At 57.2% G+C, this 22,382-nt stretch carries 1 protein-coding gene; it reads right to left on the minus strand.

Features of this window, described 5'->3' with window-relative positions; genetic code table 11:
• Positions 1-86: 86 nt before the first annotated feature.
• A complete protein-coding gene (locus J7395_RS03295; RefSeq protein ID WP_209220510.1) occupies positions 87-22,328 on the minus strand; it encodes a hypothetical protein in 22,242 nt (7,413 codons plus the stop codon).
• Positions 22,329-22,382: the final 54 nt, after the last annotated feature.

A 22,382-nucleotide genomic window follows, 5' to 3' on the forward strand; every position in this document is an offset into this window, starting at 1 on the left:
CCGGAAAATATGGAACAATAAAAGAAAAGGCAGCCTGTTTGGCTGCCTTTGTCATTTTCCGGTCAGGTAATCGGAGCGATCCGCGATCAGGTGCCGAACCCGAAATCATCGGCATCAAGATCATCAGGATCATGAATACCCATCAGGGTGACAGACGCATCATTGCCAAGATCGATGACGACATTGCCATCGGTATCAAGATGCATGTCGTTCTTGATCTGGTTGAAGTTGCTGTAATTCCATTCCGACAGATTGATGATGTCCTCGCCCGGGGTGAAATCGGTGATGATGTCGTGACCGTTGGTTTTGCCGATCTCGAACTCATCCCAGCCCGAACCACCAGTCAGGGTGTCGTCACCGGCACTGCCATACAGGCGATCATTGCCCGCCCCGCCCAAAAGCACGTCATCGCCCGAATTGCTCCAGAGGATGTCATTGCCGTTGCCACCATCCAGCGTGACATTGCCATAGGTTTCATAGGAGCTGGTCAGATCGATGATGTCATCGCCATCACCGGCTTCGATCACCTCGATATTGCGGATGCGCGGCGAAATGCCCGGATCGCTGACCGTATCGGCAAGGAACAGGGCGTCATTGCCGCTGGTCAGCTTCAGGGTATCGGTACCATCGCCGCCTTCGAAAATGTCGTTCGACTGGTTATAGCCGTTCAGATTGACATATTCACCGGTGCCGGAATCACCACTGTAATCATGGCCCCAACCGTTCCCGTGATGGCCAGTATGGCCCCAACCATTATTGTGGTCGTGGCCATCTTCACCCGGCGCGCCATCATTCAGCGCATGCCAGTTGGAGCTCCAGACGCCATCGGCGTTATATTGCAGGACGTCATCACCAGCACCACCGTTCAGAATGTCGATACCATTGCCACCGGACAGGGTATCGTTGCCCGAACCACCCCAAAGCGTGTCATTGCCTTCGCCGCCGTCAAGGACGTCGTCCCCCGCGTTGCTCCAGATGATGTCGTTGCCGGTTCCGCCAAGAACCGTCACATCACCGTAAGACTGGGTTTCGCTGGTCAGATCGACAATATCGTCGCCGTTACCGGCATCGATGACTTCGATATTCGAAATGCGCGGCGAAACACCCGGGTCGGTGATCTTGTCGTCAAGGAACAAGGCATCATTGCCGCTGGTCAGGGACAGGGTATCGGTACCATCGCCACCGTCGAAGATATCCTGCGAACGGGTATAACCCTGCAGATTGATCTGTTCGTTGGTGCCGTTCATATCCGGATCGCCGACATTCTTTGCGGCATAGCTGCCCGACCAGGTCGCATCCTTCTGATATTCGATGATGTCGTCACCGGCACCGGCATCGATCAAATCAGTGCCCGAACCGCCATTGATGACGTCATTGCCATCGCCGCCCCAGATGGTGTCGTTACCGCCATCACCGCCCAGAACGTCATCGCCCGACAGGCCCGACAGCAGGTTGGCACCATCATCACCAAACAGGTAATCGTTGAAGTTCGAGCCGATCAGATCTTCGATCGAAGACAGCACGTCATAGCCATCACCGCCAACAGCAGTACCGTTTTTCAGGCTGACGCCAACGGCGGATGTTGCATTGGCATAGCTTGCGGTATCCCGGCCCGATCCACCCGAAAGGGTATCGTGACCCTGACCACCCATCAGGGTGTCATTACCGCCATCGCCATAAAGCTTGTCATCGCCCGATCCGCCAAACAGGGTATCGTTGCCATCGCCGCCCCACAGACGGTCGTTGTTTTCACCGCCATCCAGAACGTCATTACCGTCACCGCCAAGGATCGAGTCATCGCCGGTGCCGCCATCGATCACGTCATTGCCGGCTTCGCCATACAGCCTGTCCTGACCCTGACCGCCCAGCAGCGTATCGGCCCCGTTTCCACCCCAGACGCGGTCATCACCCGACCCACCATCCAGCGTATCGTCACCTTCGCCGCCGGTGATGCTGTCCTGCCCGCTACCACCATCGACAAGGTCATTCCCGTTGTCACCATACAGCTTGTCGTCGCCATCACCGCCATAGAGGCTGTCATTGCCATCCATGCCCGACAGCGTGTCCTGCCCATTCAGGCCAAAGACGGTATCGTCACCCGCAAGGGCGGCAATCGTGTCATTGTTGCTGGTGCCATACAGGACATCGTCATAGGGAGTCGGCCCGGTCGAGGCTTCGACACCGACGAACATGTTCGCATTCAGATCACTGATCGCGACACCCAGCAGGGTAAGTGTACCCTGACCGTTCAGGTTGATGACGGCGTTGCCATTGACCTCGGACATCAGGCCACGCAGTTCGGCCCAGTTATCCACATCAAGCGCAGACAGATTGATCTGGTCACTTGCCGGATTGAAATCGGTGACAACCTTGTCGCCGGAATTATCCGACACGATGATCTGATCCGAACCGGCACCACCGGTATAGGTATCGTTGCCAGCCCCGCCATCAAGCGTATCGTTGCCGTCCCCACCCAGCAGCGTGTCGTTACCGGCATCGCCCGACAGGGTGTCGCTTCCGATACCGCCTTCGAGCAGGTCATTGTCATTGCCGCCCGACAGGACGTCATTGCCGGTGCCACCCGAAAGCGTATCGGCACCGTCGCCACCCATCAGGGTATCGTTGCCATCCGCTCCCGAAAGGGTGTCATTGCCCGCATCACCCGAAAGCAAGTCATTTCCAAGACCGCCATTGATGGTATCGGCACCATCTCCGCCCGAAATGACATCATCGCCCGCTTCGCCCGAAAGCTGGTCATCACCGGCCGCGCCATAGATCGTGTCGGTATCATCACCGCCGGTGACAACATCGTTGCCATCCATCGCATCGATGAAGTCCGAACCACCGCCGCCGGAAATCACATCGTTGCCCGATCCGCCGATCAGGGTGTCATTGCCCGCACCGCCCGCGATCACGTCATGGCCGTCATTGCCATCCAGATTGTCATCGCCGTCGCCACCGTCGATCACATCATTGCCGTTGCCGCCCGAAACCGTATCGTTCCCGGCACCACCCGACAGGTTATCGTCGCCATCATTGCCAAGGATGGTGTCATTGCCATCCCCGCCATCGACCACGTCATTCCCGGCCAGTGCATCGATATAATCATCTTCGCTGGTGCCCAGCAGGACATCATCAAACGGCGTCGCGCCAACCGGGCCTTCGATCCCGACAAACATGTCGGACGTGACTTCGTTCAGGCGCACACCAAGCAGCGTGACCGAGCCATCCGGCCCCAGATCGATAACGGTATTGCCATTGACCTCGCTCAGACGCGGGGCCAGTTCGGACCATTCGGAAATGCCAAGGGCATCAAGGGAAATCTGATCAACGCTTGTGTTGAAATCGGTAACGACCTTATCACCGACAAGGCTTGTGACCTTGACCAGATCGGCACCCGACCCGGTCGTGATACGGTCATTGCCCGATCCGCCATCCAGCGTATCGTTGCCATCGCCGCCCACAAGGCTGTCATTACCAGCCCCACCGTCAAGCGTGTCGTCGCCTTTTTCACCGTTCAGATAGTCGTTGCCATTGCCACCGATCAGGGTATCGGCGCCATCGCCGGTCCAGATCGTGTCATTGCCTTCGCCGCCATCGACTGTATCGGCACTGACATCGGCTTCGACATTGTCAAACGTATCGTTGCCATCACCCAGATCGACAACGTTGTTCTGGCTGTTGCCATAGACATAGTCATCATGCGCCGACGCAATGACGCGTTCGAAATTGGCAAGAATATCGCCCGCGGCATCACCGCCAAACGCACGGCCACCTTCGCCCGGTGTTCTGGCATTGCCATCGGTATCGCCAAGATAAATCTCGACCCCGGCGCTTGAACCCTCATAGCTGATGGTATCAATGCCATCGCCGCCATCAAGCGTATCGGCACCCGCACCGCCTTCGATGGTGTCATCCCCGGCACCGCCCGAAAGGACGTTATCACCATCCGATCCGGTAATGTCGTCATTGCCCGCCGATCCGATGACATTTTCAAAACCGGAAATAGTGTCGTTGCCGGTTTCGGCACTGCTTGCGGTACCGGCCGACAGATCAACCGTGGCACCACTTGCCGCCTGGCTCAGATCAAGGGTATCGGTGCCCGCACCACCCGAAAGCGTGTCATTCCCGGCACCGGCGATAATGGTGTCGTTACCGGCCCCGCCATAAACGGAGTCATCACCCGCACCCCCGTCCAGAACGTCATCACCATCCGCACCAGACAGGACGTTTGCCCCGCTCGATCCGATAAGCGTATCCGAACCCGCCGTGCCCAGAACATTCTCGAAGCCGGAAATGGTGTCTGTACCGGTGGCATCGCTGCTTGCGGTGCCGGTCGACAGGTTAACCGTCACACCATTGGCAGCATTGAAATCAAGGGTGTCGGTGCCATCACCACCGGCAAGGATATCGTTGCCTGCACCGGCAACAACCGTGTCATCGCCCGTACCCGCATCAACCGTATCGGCGCCGGCACCCGCGGTGATAACATCATTACCATCGCCCGCCAGAATAACGTCGTCACCCGCCCCGGCATCAAGGGTATCGTTACCAGCACCAGCATCAAGCGTATCATTGCCTGCCCCGCCATAAAGACGATCAGCACCGTCGCCCCCCATCAGGGTGTCGTCACCATCACCACCATCGAGCATGTCGTTGCCGATACCACCATCAAGGGTATCATTGCCGCCATTGCCGATCAGGCTGTCATTGCCCGCACCGCCCGAAAGCAGGTTGTCGCCATTCGACCCGGTCAGGGTGTCGCTGCCGCCAGAACCAATCAGGTTTTCAATGCTGGTCAGGGTGTCTGCTTCGCCATTGGCAAGCTGTGCGGTACCGGTTGCAAGGTTCGCACGAACCGCCGCGGCCGAATTGCTGTAATCCGCCGTATCGTTGCCATCACCACCGCGCAGCGCATCATTCCCGGCACCACCCGACAGGGTGTCATCACCAGAACCGCCATCCAGCGTGTTATTCTGCGCATCGCCCCTGATGATGTCATCATGGGCAGATCCGACAACGTTTTCGACCCAGTAGATGCCGTCATTCCCGGCACCACCAGTCGCGGTGTAATTGGCCAGATCAACATTCACGCCCGATGCCGCATCGTCATAGGTCACGGTATCGATGTCACCACCGCCATGGATGATGTCGTCGCCTTCACCACCACGAAGCGTGTCGTTACCCTGCCCGCCGATCAGCGTATCATTGCCTTCGGCACCATCAAGGACATCACGGCCATAACCACCATCGAGATAGTCGTCACCCGCACCGCCATAAAGATTGTCGTCGCCAAGCTCGCCATTGATGCGGTCATTGCCTTCGTTGGCCCAAAGCGCATCGTTGCCGCCGCCACCATTGATGGTGACATCGCCATAGGCAATCGTATCGCTGGTCAGATCAACAACGTCGTTGCCTTCGCCCGCATTGATAACCTCGATTCCGTCAAGGCGCGCGCCGTCGGTGACGGTTTCTTCAACCACCGCATCAAAGGTGATGGAACGCACGAAATAGTCGCTGCTGTCACCACCCGATGAACCGTCGGCATAAGGTTCGCTTTCAAAGGCGAGGTAACGGAATTCAACCGGATTGCCCAGACTGTCGGTGACACTGATGGTTGCGGTGCCGACACCGCCACTGGTGTAATTGATCGTGCTTTCGTCAAGCACACCCGATGCCACCAGATTGCCATCGGCATCAAAGGCCTGCCACGAACCGACTTCGCCGCCATGTTCCGATGCCATCAGGTTGGAAACCTGAACCGTGGCATTGCGCGCATTGGCACCAAGATCGACAACAACGGCTTCGCTTTCGCCGGTATTGCCATTGTGGTTGATCTGGCTTCCGGCCGGTGAACCGCCGTTATTACCGATACCGTTGCCATCAAAAGTCACGGTGTCATCGGCCGCGGCAAGGTTCAGTTTGCCGTCTTCACCGACATAGGATGTACCAAAATCAAAGGCGTAAAGATTTGCATCCGACCATGCGGCCTGCACGGCACCCGATGATGCCGAATCCGTCAGGCCGAATGTCCGGGTTTCGATCGTGCTACCCGTCGTCTGGCCATCGCCCAGTTTGCTGCCATCAAGGATCAGCGCATCACCGCCACCGGTCAGGTTCAGGGTGTCGGTACCGTCACCACCGATGAAGGTATCGTCCGAGATGTTCTTGCCGCCGATATTTGCAAGCTCACCGGTGCCATCGACGCCCGGGCTGCCGGTATTTTCGGTGGTTTCACCGCTTGCGGCCGTGCCATCGGCGTCGAAATTCAGGACATCGTCGCCGGATCCGCCATCAAGGGTGTCGTCACCTGCACCACCCGAAAGCGTGTCGGCGCCATCTCCACCATTAAGTTCATCATTGCCGGTGCCGCCGCCAAGCGTATCCGAACCGGTCCCGCCATCGACGGTGTCATCGCCTGAACCACCCGTCAGGGTATCGTTGCCCGCACCACCATCAATCGTATCGTTACCGGCACCGCCATCGACAATATCGTCACCCGCAAGCGCATCAATGACGTCATCGCCATCGCCACCGGTCAGGCTGTCGTCATAAGGCGTCCCACCATCGGTCACACCGGTGAAATCATCGGCTGAAAGATCAAGCGGATTGACACCCTGCAGCGTTATCGTGCCGCCGGACGGCAGATTGATCACCGCATCGCCAAGCGAATTGCCGGTGATCAGATCACGAAGCTGGGTCCAGGTTTCAATGCCCGTGCCATCAAGAGTCAGTTTGTCGGTCCCGACTTCGAAGTCGGTGACAACATCATCATCGGTGCCATCGGCAAAGATAAAGCTGTCATTGCCCGCCCCGCCCGAAAGCGTATCGTCGCCAGCCCCGCCATCAAGGGTGTCGTTACCCGCCCCTGCGGCCATGACGTTATTGGCGTCCGATCCGGTCAGTTCATCATCGCCCGAACCGGTTGTGACATTTTCAATGTTCGAAATGATGTCCGAACCGGTTTCTGCCGATTGCGCCGAACCTGCCGCCAGATTGACCGTGGCACCACTGGTTGCGTTGCGCATGTCGATGGTGTCATTGCCCTGGCCACCATCAAGACTGTCATCACCGGCACCCGCGATAACCGTGTCATCGCCCGTCCCGGCATCGACATGGTCACTGCCCGCACCATCGGACACGACATCGTTGCCATCACCGGCAACGATCCGGTCATTGCCATCGGCACCGTCAATCGTGTCATTTCCGGCACCAGACGATATTGTGTCATCGGCGGAACTTCCGGAAATCGTATCGTCACCCGCACCCGTAACGACCTGTTCGAAGCCCGAAATACTGTCAGAACCGGTTTCCGTGCTGCTTGCCGTACCATTTTCAAGATCAATGACAGCCCCGCCATCGGCATTGGTCAGATCAAGCGTATCGGTGCCATCGCCACCGGCAAGAATATCATTACCGGCATCACCGATAACGGTATCGTCACCCGCACCGGCATCGACCGTATCATTACCGTCACCCGACGAAATCACATCATTGCCGTCACCTGCGGCAATCACATCATCGCCGGAACCAGCGGCGATATCGTCATCACCCGACCCGGCATCAATCACGTCACTGCCGGCACCCGTATTGATATGGTCATTGCCATCACCCGCAAGGACGCTGTCATCCCCGGCACTGGTCCAGATGGTATCGTTGCCAGCCCCGCCATCAACCGTGACATCGCCATAGGAATGAACCTGGCTGGTCAGATCGACAACGTCATCACCGTCGCCGGTTTCAATGACTTCAACGCCACTGATTGACGGATTGGCGGAACCATTTTCATGATCGCGATCCAGAATGATCGCATCGCCGCCCGACGTGCCCACCAGCGTATCGATGCCGTCACCGCCATCATACTGATCATCACTGATACCAAGACCGTCAAGATCGGCAATTTCGCCGGTGCCATCGACACCCGGGCTGCCCGCATGATCGGTGGTATCACCCGACTGACCGGTGCGATCCGCGCCAAATTCCAGAACGTCATCACCCGCACCGCCGTCAAGCGTATCCGTGCCGGGGCCGCCGATCAGGGTGTCGTTGCCATCACCACCGTCAAGCGTATCATCACCTTCGCCGCCATCAACCGTATCGTCGCCGGCACCACCACCAACAGTGTCGTTACCCGCACCGCCACCGACGGAATCATTACCATCACCGCCGTCGACCGTGTCATTGCCATCGCCACCGTCGACCGTGTCGTTACCGGCACCACCGCCAACACTATCGTCACCCGATCCGCCACCAACGGAATCATCACCGTCGCCGCCGTCGACAGTGTCATTACCTTCGCCACCGTCGACCGTATCGTTACCGGCACCACCGCCAACACTATCGTCGCCCGTGCCGCCACCAACGGAATCATCGCCGTCGCCACCATCGACCGAGTCATTACCTTCGCCACCGTCGACCGTGTCGTTGCCATCACCGGCACCAACCGTATCGTCACCGCTGCCACCGCCAAGTGTATCATCACCCGGCGTTCCGACATTTTCGATTCCGGCAAAGTGATCCGGTGTCAGGTCGCCAACAGCAACGCCCGAAAGCGTTACCGTGCCGCCGGACGGCAACGTGATCACCGCACCATCCGGACCATCGGACAGAAGCGGCTGCAATTCGGTCCAGCTTGAAACACCGATATCGGGCAGGGAAATCACGTCGCTGGCGATGTCAAAGTCGCTGACCAGATCGGCGTCGCTGCCATCTTCAAAAACAAAGACATCCGCGCCATCGCCACCGCTCAGGGTGTCGTTGCCGTCGCCTGCCACCAGTGTGTCATTCCCCGCACCGCCCGAAAGGACGTCGTCGCCAGCGCCACCATCAATCACGTCCTCGCCAGCGCCGCCGTCAATCGTGTTGGCCGCATCACTGCCGGTAATGGTATCGGCGCCTGCCGAACCCGTGACATTTTCGAAATTGGCAATCGTATCGGAACCGGTCTGCCCACCATTCGCCGTGCCGGCGGCAAGATCAACCGTTACCCCGCCACTGGTGCCCGACAGATCAAGCGTATCAATACCGTCGCCGCCATCAAGGTGATCGTTACCGGCATCAATCGAAACCGTATCGTTGCCTGCACCGGCATCAATCACATTGTCCGCGGCATTACCGATGATAGTGTCATCACCATCCGTCGCGATCACATTTTCAAAGCCGGAAATGCTGTCCGAACCGGTGGCATCGCTGCTTGCCGTGCCATTGGTCAGGTCAATTGTCGCGCCATTGGCCGCAGACATATCAAGTGTATCGGCACCGTCACCACCCGAAAGCGTATCATCACCGATACCGGCCATGATGGTGTCGTCGCCAGCACCGCCCGCGATGATGTCATTTCCGGTTCCGCCATCGATGATGTCGTTATCAGCACCCCCATCGATATTATCGGCACCCGCACCGCCAAGAATATTGTCCGAACCGGCACCCCCAAGGATGACGTCATCACCATCATTGGCCCACAGGGTATCGTCACCGGCACCGCCATCAATCGTGACGTCACCATAGGAATGCGTTTCACTGGTCAGATCGACAACATCGTTACCCGCACCGGCATTGATGTTTTCAATATCGACAATCGACGGGTTGGCGGCACCGCCACCGGCGTGATCGCGATCCAGGATGATGGCATCATCACCGTCCCCTGCCTGCAGGGTATCGTTGCCTTCGCCACCGACAAAGCTGTCATCAGAAAGGTTTTTACCACTGATATCGGCAACGTCACCGGTGCCATCCGTCGTCGGGCTGCCGACATGGTCGGTGGTTTCACCCGACGCCGCGACATGGTCCCCTTCGAAGGCCAGGACATCGTCACCGGCCCCACCATCAAGCAGATCTGCCCCGGCGCCACCGGCAAGGGTGTCGTTGCCCGCACCGCCCGAAAGGGTATCATCACCGGCACCACCCGAAAGGATGTTATCGCCATCCGACCCCAGAAGGGTATCGTTGCCCGAACCACCGGTCGCCCCTTCGATATCGATCAGGGTATCGTTGCCATCGCCAGTCGTGCCGGTACCCGCGGCCAGATCGACCACAACCGGATCGGTCCGGTCCGAATAATCGGCGATATCGGTGCCATCGCCACCGACAAGGGTATCATTGCCGGTACCCGCCTGCAGGGTATCGTTACCCGCCCCGCCCAGAATGGTGTCATCGCCACCACCACCGGCCAGCACATCGTCACCGGCACCACCTTCGATCACGTTGCTGGCATCATCGCCCGAAATGGTATCGGCATGATCAGACCCGATCACGGTTTCAAAGCCGTCAATCACATCATTTCCGGCACCACCGGTTGCGGTACCATTGGCAAGGTCAACGGAAACGCCTTCTTCGGCCCCTTCGTAGGACAGCGTATCATCGCCTTCGCCGCCAATCAGGGTATCGTCGCCACCATTGCCATAAACGGTATCGTTGCCTGCGCCGCCATCCAGGATATTGGCGTTTTCATCACCAATCAGGATATCGTCGCCATCCCCGCCGGTGACATTTTCGATGCTATCAAGGGTATCGTTTCCGGCTGCGCCAGTTGCGCTACCTGTGCTCAGGTCAACGGTGACACCTTCGGATGTGTCGGAATAATCGGCGGTATCGTTGCCATCCCCGCCATTCAGTTCGTCATCACCGGCACCACCGATCAGGGTATCGTTGCCCGCATCGCCATTGATGACATCGTCACCGGCACCGCCATCAACAATATCGTCACCGTCCAGCGCATTGATTTCATCGCCAAGCTGGCTGCCCTGCAGGACGTCGTCGAATTCAGTACCTTCGATGGTGACATAGCCAAAGAAATTATCCGGCCCAAGATCATCGACCGAAACACCTTCAAGCGTGATGCTTTCACCCGGGCCGAGCGAGATAACCGCATTGCCGTTGGCGTCATCGAACATGCGATCAGCAAGATCGCTATAATCCTCAATCCCATAGGATGACAGATCAATCACATCTTCGTTGACGTCAAAATCGGTAACCGTATCGCTGCCGCCACCCGGGGTAACAACAATCATGTCTTCGCCGTCGCCGGTGATAATGACGTCGTCACCATCGCCGCCAAACAGCGTATCGTTGCCCGAACCACCATCCAGGGTATTGACCCCGTCCGCCCCGATCAGGGTATCGGCAAAATCGGTACCAATGACCCGTTCGACATTGCGAACGATATCATTGCCGCCCGAACCCGATGCATACTGGTTGACCAGATCAACGACAACCGGGCCTTCGACATTGGAATAATCGGCCGTGTCGATACCGTCGCCACCATCAATGATGTCGTCACCGGTATCACCATAAATCCAGTCGTCGCCGGTCCCGGCCTGAATGATGTCGTCACCCGTGCCACCCGACAGGGTGTCGTTATCCGCCCCACCATCCAGCACGTCGTTGCCGGTACCACCGGAAAGGGTATCCGATCCCGCACCGCCGGTAATTTCGTCATCACCGCTTCCGGCATCAACAACGTCATCCCCCGAACCGACATTGATCACGTCGTTCCCGGCCCCGGCCGTTACGGTGTTATCTGCAGCATTGCCATTGATTGTGTCGTTGAAGTCCGAACCGACAACATTTTCGATATTGGCAAGCGTGTCGTTGCCCTGACCGGTGGCTGTGCCGTCTTCAAGATTAACGTCAACAGCATTGTTGGCGCTGCCATAATCAGCGGTATCCGAACCGGCACCGCCGTCAATGACGTCATTGCCTTCGCCCCCGGCCAGCGTGTCATTCCCGGCAAGGCCCGACAGGGTGTTGTCACCAACATCACCCGTCAGCGTATCTTCAAACAGCGTCCCGGTAAGATTTTCGATGCCATCAAGCACATCATCGCCATCACCACCAGTGACTGTACCGGTCGACAGATCACCCACAATACCGGCCGTCTCGGTCGAGTAGTCGACCGTATCACTGCCTGCACCACCGACCAGCGTATCGGAACCCGAATTACCAACCAGCGTATCATCGCCGGCATCGCCAGAAAGGATGTCATTGCCAGCGCCACCAATCAGGCGGTCATTGCCGTCACCGCCCGAAACAGTGTCATCCCCGCCCAACGCGTTGATGATGTCACCGCCTGAACCGCCAATCATTTCATCAGCATTTTCGGTCCCCAGGCGGACATCGACACCGATGAAATTATCAATGCCAAGCGAAGATGCCTGAACACCTTCAAGGGTGATCGTATCACCGCTATCGAGCGTAATGGTCAGGTTGCCGCGGGCATCGGTTCCAAACAGGCTTTCAAGAGCACCATAACCGGCAATATTGAAGTCCGTCAGATCAATGACGTCATTCGCCGGATCAAAATCGGTAATCGTGTCATTACCGTCGCCCGGACGAAACACGACCTGATCCCTGCCAGTTCCGAGTGTCAGCGTGTCGCTACCAAGACCCGCTTCGAATGTGTCATCACCAGCACCACCGATGAAGGTGTCGTTCTCCGCACCACCGATAAAGGTATCGTCGAATGCCGAACCTTCAATAACTTCAATACCGTCAAGCGTATCTGTGCCGGTTGCAGACCCACTGACAGTATCGTTTGCGGTATCAACCAGAACAGGGCCGGTTGCGTCGGCATAACTGGCGGTGTCAAGCCCGTCACCACCCATCAGAACATCGTCACCGCCGCCGGAAAGAAGGGTATCGTTGCCTGCCCCCCCTTCAAGCGTGTCGGCACCGTCACCGCCGGAAATGACATCGTCGCCAGCACCACCATTTACAACGTCGTCGCCAGCGCCAGTCGTAATGATGTTGTTGCCATCATCCCCAACGACAGTGTCATTGCCCGATCCGGTCGTGATATTTTCGATATTGGCAAAATTGTCGGTATCCGCGCCATCAGTTGCCTGACCACCGGCCATATCAACGGTGACGTCACCGGCAAGGTCAGAAAGATCAAGCGTGTCGACACCGGCACCGCCATCTATGGTATCCGACCCGGTACCGCCACGGAGCGTATCATTCCCCGCACCACCTGACAGAACGTCATCACCGGCACGACCATCGATGAAATCATCACCTGCACCGCCGTCAATGCTGTTGGTGCCGGAATCACCACGCAAAGTATCGGCGAAGGCCGAACCGTTGATATTTTCAAAATTGGAAATCTGGTCGTTGTCGGCACCGCCAACGACACCGCTTTGCAAGTCGACACTTACCGAGCCGCTGGCGCTGTTATAGGAAATGGTATCTTCGCCAGCTCCACCGTCGAGAATATCGCGACCTGTGCCACCATCGATCAGGTCATTACCGTCGCCACCCGATAGAACGTCGTCACCGGCACCGCCAAGCAGTGTATCTTCGCCGGCACCAGCGATAACCGTATCAGCATTGTTGCTTCCGGTGATGGTATCGTTGAAATCGGACGCCAGAATCTGTTCGATCCCGGTGAACAGATCGGTTCCTGTATCGGCTCCGGTGGCAATATTGTTGGCAAGATCGATATTCAAACCCGACTGGGCCGTCCGGAAATCAAGAGTATCCGATCCCTCACCACCGACATAGGTGTCGTCACCGGCTTCGCCGACAAAGCTGTCATTGCCAGCACCACCATTCAGAAGGTCGTTACCGGCACCACCCGACAATACGTCATTCCCGAGCCCGCCAAGCAATGTATTGTCAGCATCATTACCGGTAATCGTGTCGTCAAAAGCCGTACCCGTGACATTTTCGAAACCGGCAATATCGTCGTTGCCATCGGCACCGCTGGATATGCCCGTCGCCAGATTGACGGTCTGTCCGCCGGTCGCACCGGAATAATCAAGCGTATCAATGCCCGCACCACCGCGAAGAGTATCATCGCCCGCGCCACCGATAACGGTATCGTTTCCACCTTCGGCACTGATGAAATCATTCCCGGCACCACCCGATAGAACGTTATTACCGCTCGACCCGGTCATGCTGTCGTTGAAGTCAGTACCGGTTGCGTTCTCGATACCGGTAAAGCTGTCCGCACCATCCGCTTTTTGCGTCGAACCTGCCTGCAGGTTCAGCGATACACCACCATCAGCAGTACTGTAATCAATCGTGTCTGTGCCAGTACCACCGTCAAACACATCGTTTCCGGCACTGCCAATAAACCGGTCGTTCCCGGCACCGCCAATCAACGTGTTATCAGCATCCGAACCCGTGATCGTATCGCCAAAGGACGAACCAATGACATTTTCAACGTTGGAAACGCTGTCGGCTGTTTCCGAATCTGTCTGACCGGTCGCAAGATCGATTTCAACACCACCGGTTTGTGCCGAATAATCGATGGTATCAATACCATCACCGCCATCAACATGGTCGACACCATCACCTGCAATCAGGGTATCGTTACCAGCCCCACCCAACAGGGTATCGTCGCCGGCCCCACCCGAAAGGATATCGTTGCCCGCACGGCCATCAAGGATATTACCCCCCTGATCTCCAGTGATGATGTCACCGGCATTCGATCCGCTCACATTTTCAATGGCACTTAATGTATCCGTCCCAAGTCCGGTTGCCGATCCGGTTGTCAGGTCAACATTCACACCATTGGTCGCATTGAGGTAATCGACCGTATCGACACCCCCGTTACCGATCAGGGTATCATTGCCACCCGTTGCGATAAGGGTGTCGTTGCCTGCGCCGCCATCAAGACGGTTATTGCCGTTATCACCTTCAAGCACGTCATTGAATGCCGAGCCAGTGGCATTTTCGAAATCGACCAGAACATCATCACCGGCGGCACCGGTTGCCGTCAGATCGGCCAAATTGACACTAACCCCGCCCGACGCCGATGCGTAGGATGCGGTATCACTGCCCGCGCCACCAAACAGGGTGTCATTCCCGCCAAGGCCATCGATCACGTCATCCCCGGCATTACCCGAAATCACGTTATCCCCGGAACTGCCGGTCAGGACGTCGGCGGAAGAACTGCCAATGATGTTTTCGATATTCGACAGACGGTCATTGCCCGCGGCCCCGGAAACCTCACCGGTTTGAAGACTTGCATTAACGCCACCAGCGGCATCGCTGTAATCGACGGTGTCGGTATCGGCACCACCGTCAATACGGTCATCCCCGTCGCCACCATTCAGCAGGTCGTCACCAGCCCCCCCGGCAAGGCTGTCATCCCCTTCAAAACCGTAAAGCGTGTCATCCCCGTCAAGACCCGACAGGGTATCGCGCCCGTCCGTGCCAGTCAGAACGTCATCACCAAGCGTACCGACAATGTCGCGAATGCCGATAAAGTTATCCGCAGATATACCGGCCTTGCTGACACCTTCCAGCGTCATCGTCACACCGTCACCAAAGTCGATCACCAGATCGCCATTACCGTTCTCGCTCATCTGCTCGAACAGTTCGCCATAGGTGTCGATGGATAGCCCGGTAAGATCAATCTGATCACTGTTGACATTGAAGTCGGTAACTGTGTCGTTCCCGTCACCCGGCGCAATCTGGTAAATATCGGCACCCGCGCCACCAGTCAGGGTATCATCCCCTGCGCCGCCGGTGATGGTATCATTCCCGCCCCCGGCAGAAATCACGTTATTGCCAGCATCACCCGTCAGGTTATCAGCCCCGGACGAACCGATCAGGTTTTCAATACCTGAAAGCGTATCGGTTCCCGATGCACTTGTCGCCGTACCGTCCGCAAGATTGACCGTAACAGCACCGGTATCCTCGAAACTCGCAGTGTCGAGGCCTGCACCGCCGTCGATAACATCATTACCGGCTCCGCCGCGAAGCATGTCGTTGCCATCGCCACCGGCCAGGACATCATTGCCATCGCCGCCAATCAGGGTGTTATCAGCGCCATCGCCTATTAGCGTATCGTCGAACGCACTGCCTTGCAGGTTTTCGATGCCTGACAATGTATCATTGCCATCCGCGCCACTCGCCGTGCCCGCCGCCAGATCGACGGTAACACCGCCCGTAGCAGCAGAGTAATCGGCAAGATCAACACCACTGCCCCCGTTCAGGATATCGTCACCGGCACCACCTGAAAGAATATCTGTCCCGGCACCACCAAGAACCTGATCGTTCCCGGCACCGCCTGACAACGTGTCATTGCCTGCTTCCCCACGCAGGATATTGTCCTGATCGTCGCCAAGAATACGGTCGGCATTTTGCGAACCGATAACGTTTTCGATATTGATCAAGGTATCGGTAATACCGCCTACAGAACCTGTCCCGGCAGAAAGATCGACATCGACCCCGACACTTTGACCATAATCAACCGTATCGCAACCTGTACCACCGTCAAGAACATCCGTTCCCGCACCACCTGAAAGCGTATCGTCGCCTTCCCCACCAAAAACAGTATCGTTCCCCGCACCCGCGAAAATCGTATCGTTCCCGGCGAGACCATCGATGATTTCAGCAACATCCGTGGCGTTGATCACATCATCATTTTCGGTCGCGCCAAGGGTTTCAAGGCCGCTGAAGTTTGAAACGTCGAGTGCCGAAACCGGGATACCGGTCAATGTCAGGCTGTTGCCATTGATCGTGATAACGGCATTGCCATTATCATCTGTGCTGATCAACGGTTTTAACGCTTCCCAGTTTGGAATATCAAACGCGCCCAGATCAATCTGGTCACTGGTCACATCGAAATCGGCAATTTTATCGTTCCCGGCAAACGTCCCGAAAACAAAAGTATCCGAACCGTCACCACCAATCAGAAGGTCGTCACCACGCCCGCCATTCAGGGTGTCATCCCCGGCACCGGCACTCAGGGTATTTGCGCCTTCGGAACCTGTAATGGTGTCGTTGAAGCTGGAACCAATAGCGTTTTCAATATCGGTAATCGTATCGGAACCTTCGGACCCGATCGCTGACCCGGCACCGAGATTGATTTCAACACCGCCAGCCGCGTCATCGTAGGTAACGGTGTCAATACCGCTACCGCCCGCGATTTTGTCGTTGCCGGCACCGCCATTCAGCATGTCAGCGCCAACACCGCCGACAAGATAATCGTCACCATCCCCCCCACTGATGGTATCGTCGCCCTGTCCACCAAGAAGGGTATTGGCCTGATCATTACCCGTAAGACTGTCAGCATAAATCGAACCACTGACGTTCTCGATCCCGGTCAGGGTATCGTTACCCGCACCACCCGATGCCGTTCCCGCACCAAGATCGACCGAAACACCGGAAGCTGCGTCTCCGTATTGCGCGGTATCGTTTCCGGCACCACCATCAAGGACATCGTCGCCCGTGCCGCCGTTCAGAAGATCGTTTCCATCCCCGCCAAACAGGGTGTCGTTTCCGGCATTACCATGAATCGTATCGTCATCAGCCAGGCCATTGATGACGTCACTGCGGTTCGTTCCGCTCAGAACATCACGATTTTCCGTACCATCCAGCGACCGGATACCGGCAAAGTTCGCGTATGTAAGGGCATCGGGATCCACACCTTCAAGTGTGACGACCGAACCGCCAACCGTAATCGTGGCATTGCCCGCGGCATCTTCACCGATAAATCCGGCGACATCGGAAAACAGTTCAAGTCCGTCGATGCCCTGAATATCGATGACGTCATTGGCCGGATCAAAATCAGTGATCAGGTCATTGTCGCTTTGCGCCGAGACAACAAATGTGTCCCGACCGCTTCCACCGCTGAGGGTATCGTCGCCACCGCGCCCATCGATGGTATCGTCGCCCGCACCACCAATGAAACGTTCCGACGCATCACTGCCCGAAAGAATATCCGCGCCCGAAGAGCCCTCGTATTCTTCAAACCCGCTGAAAATATCCGCCGAACCACCGGAAACGGCCTGACCGGTCTGCGCATCCAGAACGATCCCCTGAGCAAAGTCCGCCCCGCCCGCATAGGACAACGTGTCCCGTCCATCCCCGCCAGACAAAGTATCATCGCCAGTACTACCGAAAACGGTATCGTTTCCGGCACCGGTATCAATAATGTTGTCCTGATCGTTACCGTGAATGACGTCATCACCATCGCCGGTTGTCACATTATCGATTTCGATCAGGGTATCATTGCCCTCGCCGGTTGCAGTGCCATCGGCCAGATCGACATTGATATCGGCATTCGTCCCGACAAAGTCGGCGGTGTCGCTACCGGTACCACCAACCAGCGTGTCGTCCCCCGCCCCGCCCGAAAGGGTATCGTCGCCTGCACCACCTGAAAGAATATTGGCACCATCATTGCCGCGAATAACATCGTCACCCGACGAACCAACAGCGTTTTCGATGTTGGACAAAATCGTCTGGCCAAAATCGGATTGTCCTGTCCCGGCAGCAAGATCGACAGTAACTCCAGTCTGTCCGGCAAAACTGACGGTATCGACACCGTCACCCCCATCAAGAGTATCGTTGCCACGTCCGCCATTCAGGAAGTCGTCACCGGCACCTGTCGAAATAACGTTATCACTGCTATCGCCAGTCACAACGTCATTGCCAGCACCGGTGACAATGTTCTCGATCCCCGTGACGGTATCTGTCTCACCGCTGGTATCATCAATGACAACACCGGCACCCAGATTAACCGTCTGCGCACCATCGCGCGCACTCAGATCCAGCGTATCGTTGCCCGCGCCGCCGATATAGGTGTCATTGCCTGCCTCGGCGACAAAGGTATCGTCACCGGCACCGCCATCAAGCGTATCGTTGCCATCGCGACCGGTGATGGTGTCGTTGCCTGCCCCGCCCTGGAGCACGTTAACACCGCTGTCACCCGAAATCGTATCGTCGTAATTCGATCCGATAACGTTTTCGATACGGTCAAGAACATCATTGCCATCGGCACCGGTTGCACTACCGGCGGCAAGGTCGACATTCACCGACCCATTGGCACCGGAATAATCAACCGTATCAATACCTTCCTGACCGCGCAGGGTATCGTTGCCCAAACCGCCCGAAAGCGTGTCATTGCCATAACCGCCAGAAATGACATCGTCACCGGCTCCACCGCCAAGGATATCGTTCCCGTCAAACCCATACAGCGCATCATCGCCGTCAGTACCTTCGGCAACGTCGTCGCCATCACTTTCAAAGATACGGCCAAACCCGCGGAAATTATCCGCAACAAGACTGTCCGAACTGACCCCTTCAAGGGTCAGAACACCCTGCTCGCCGAAATCGATAATGGTATTGCCGTTGCCATCGTCGCTCATCATCGCTTGCAGGGTCGCGAAATCGGTCACGCCCAGCTTCGAAAGATCGACAGTATCTTCGGCAATATTGAAATCGGTAACCGTGTCACTACCGAAATTCTCGGTCAGTTCGATGTCATCCTTGCCCGAACCGGTCGTCAGCGTATCGTCACCCGCCCCACCGGTCAGGGTATCGATGCCATCCCCGCCAATCAGCACGTTATTGCCGTCATCACCGGTAATATGATCATCGAAGTCCGAACCGATGACGTCTTCAACCATCTGCAGGACATCATTGCCTGCCCCACCGGTTGCCGTGCTCTGCGAAAGATCGACGGTTACCGCATCGGTCGCATCGGTATAGCTGACGGTATCAGTACCATCGCCGCCCTGGATATGATCATTGCCAAGACCGCCGCGCAGGAAATCATCACCCGAACCGCCCTGCAAAACGTCATTGCCGGTACCACCAACCAGAAGGTCGCTGCCTTCGCCACCCTGAAGAATGTCGTCTTCGGAGCCGCCATAAAGGCTGTCATTGCCTTCACCACCCTGCAAGACATCGGCACCGGCACCTCCATCAAGGGTGTCGTCGCCAAGGCCGCCCTGCAGCACATCGTTACCAAGACCACCATCCATGACGTCATTGCCGCCACTGCCCTGCAGGGTGTCATTCCCGGCAGCCCCGCCAAGGAAATCATCACCATCGGAGCCATGGACAATGTCGTTCCCCGATGTCGGGGTGTTGTCATAGATATTGGTATCGTCGCCGGTCTCATTTCCGCTGTCGGTAGCACCACCTCCGGTATCGCCACCAGCCTCATCCCCGGCTTCGGAATCCGTCTCGCCCGTGGTCTCACCATCCGTCTGCTCGCCCGATGTGCTGTCGCCACCTTCAGCACCCGCGTCAATCGGGTCTGCTTCGCCATCGATGGTTTCGCCGCCGGTCGTATCCTCGCCGTCGCCTTCATCTTCACCAACAGTCTCATCACCGGTTGCGTCACCGGAAAGACCGGTTTCATCCGCACCGGATTCCGGCGATGTTTCTGCCCCGGCCTGAAGGCCGCTATTGGTGTTTTCCTGTTCGGTCTGGTTCTCTCCGGATGGCTGTTCTTCGCCGTCCGTGCTGTCATCACCATCATCCGACACAGGCGTATCTTCATTCAGAACGTCTTCGCCCGCGCCATCCGAACCGCCGAGGCTGTCGCCTTCGGCACCGTCACCCGCGTTCGTTTCGTCGCCTTCTGCGTCCGAACCGGTTTCAGCAGGGGGTGTTTGCTGATCGGGTGTGGTTTCTCCGTCGGTGGCCTCATTCGATGCATCACCGGAAGTCTCACCGTCGGTTTCGGTCGAAGAGCCTTCTTCGGTTCCGGATGTTTCCGAACCGTTTTCTGCCGGGGCGTCTTCTCCTTCCGTCACCGGATCGGTCGAACCTTCATCGGCGGTGTCTGCGGGATCGGTGCCACCCGCACCGTTTGAAGTCTCTTCGCCAGATGCACCGGTTTCACCCGAACCATCACCCGATGCCGTATCATCCGGCTCGTTCGGGGATGCGTTATCGGATGCGTCATCCTGCGCGCCGGTTTGCGTATCGCCCGTCTGCGTCTGATCACCGTCGTTGGTCGATCCGGTTTCGATTTCCTGCGGCGCACCATCGTTATTGCCAGCCCCATCCGTCTCGTCACTGCCGGTTTCCGATTCCGTGTTGGTATCAGCGCCAGCATCAGAGCCCGCTTCGGTCCCATTCTGACCGGTTGGGGTTGTTTCATCGCTACCAGTGTTCGGATCGGCTTCGTCATCCGTTCCGGCGTCACCGGTGGTTTCATCACCTTCGTCCGAACCGGTGTCGGTTTCGGTTCCCGTGTCGGTTTCTGCGTCGCCGGTTTCCTCGGTGATGGTGTCATCACCCGAGCCCCCAGATGCAGAATCATCGCCAGCCCCGCCATCGGTTTCTGGCTGGGAGGTTTCCCCACCGCTACCGGAAGAAGCCTGATCACCTGTTTCGCTATCGGTCGTATCACCGCCGGACGTATCAGTTTCGCCCGTCACCGGATCATCCGACGGGTCTGATGCCTCATCGGTCGTATCGCCGGTCGTTTCACCAGAATTTTCGGAACTGCTGTCCGCACCGGTGTCGGTCTCGGCTGCCGTATCACCGCCGGATGCATCGTCATTTGCCGCGCCGGAATCCGTGTTGCTGCCGGTTTCAGATGCGGCATCATCGTCCGTTTCGGCCTCGGTCCGGCTTTCGGCTGCACCATTTTTCAGGTCAACAACCACACCCTGTTCGGACGTGCTGTAATCAAGGGTGTTGCGACCCGCGCCACCGTCAATCGTATCGCTGCCGGCACTGGCGCCAAAGGTATCGTCGCCTGCACCACCCCAAAGCGTATTGTTTCCGGCATCCCCGCGCAGGACATCATCGCCCGATGTCCCGGTCAGATTTTCGATATTGCTAAATGAAACGGTATTGCTGCCGCTGACACTGCCTGCCGTACCGGTCGAAAGATCGGCGGTCACGGCATCTTCGGACCCGTCAAATGACAGCGTATCGTTGCCAGAACCGCCATCAACAGCATCACTGCCGCCATTGCCCGAAATCACATCGTCGCCAGACGTGCCCTGGATCACGTCATCACCCGACGTTCCGTCAATGACGGTTGCATCGCCCGACGACGGATCGCCGGAGCTGTCCAGCGCGAAATCCGTCAGTTTCGGGGCATCAACAAGGGTGATGTCGGAAAGCTGGGCAATCGTAATGCCCTTAAGCGTAAGCTGATCGCCGGTCGCAAAGGTAATGACGACATTGCCCTGACCGTCATCCGAAGCGCGCGAAACCAGATCGGCCGCACTTTCAATGCCGAGATCATCAAGGGCCAGATAATCTTCGCCAATGGTGAAATCGGTAATGGTCGCCTGCCCAAATCCAGCCTGCAAAACGAATGTGTCGCGGCCTTCGCCACCAGTAACTTCATCCTGACCCTCGCCCGGTACCAGGATATCGTTGCCCGCGCCACCAATCAGCGTGTTGTCGCCCGCATCCCCGATCAGGATGTCGTTATACGACGTGCCGATGACGTTCTGGATATTGGTAAAGACCTGCGTTGCAGGGGATTGTGAACCCGTCTCGCCCGACGAACCGGAATCGGAATTACCCGCAGCAGAGCCATCCTCTGCGCGGTCATCCAGTACCTGTTCGATATCGGCATCGGTTAAACCGGTGCCATCGTCTTGATTGGCGGGCGAGGCCAAGGCTTTGCTCCCTACTTGGGACTAATTTTTCAATCCATTTTCATGGAAGGCAAT

Origin of the sequence: Thalassospira sp. A3_1, from assembly GCF_017744215.1 — a bacterium.
GTDB lineage: Bacteria > Pseudomonadota > Alphaproteobacteria > Rhodospirillales > Thalassospiraceae > Thalassospira > Thalassospira lucentensis_A.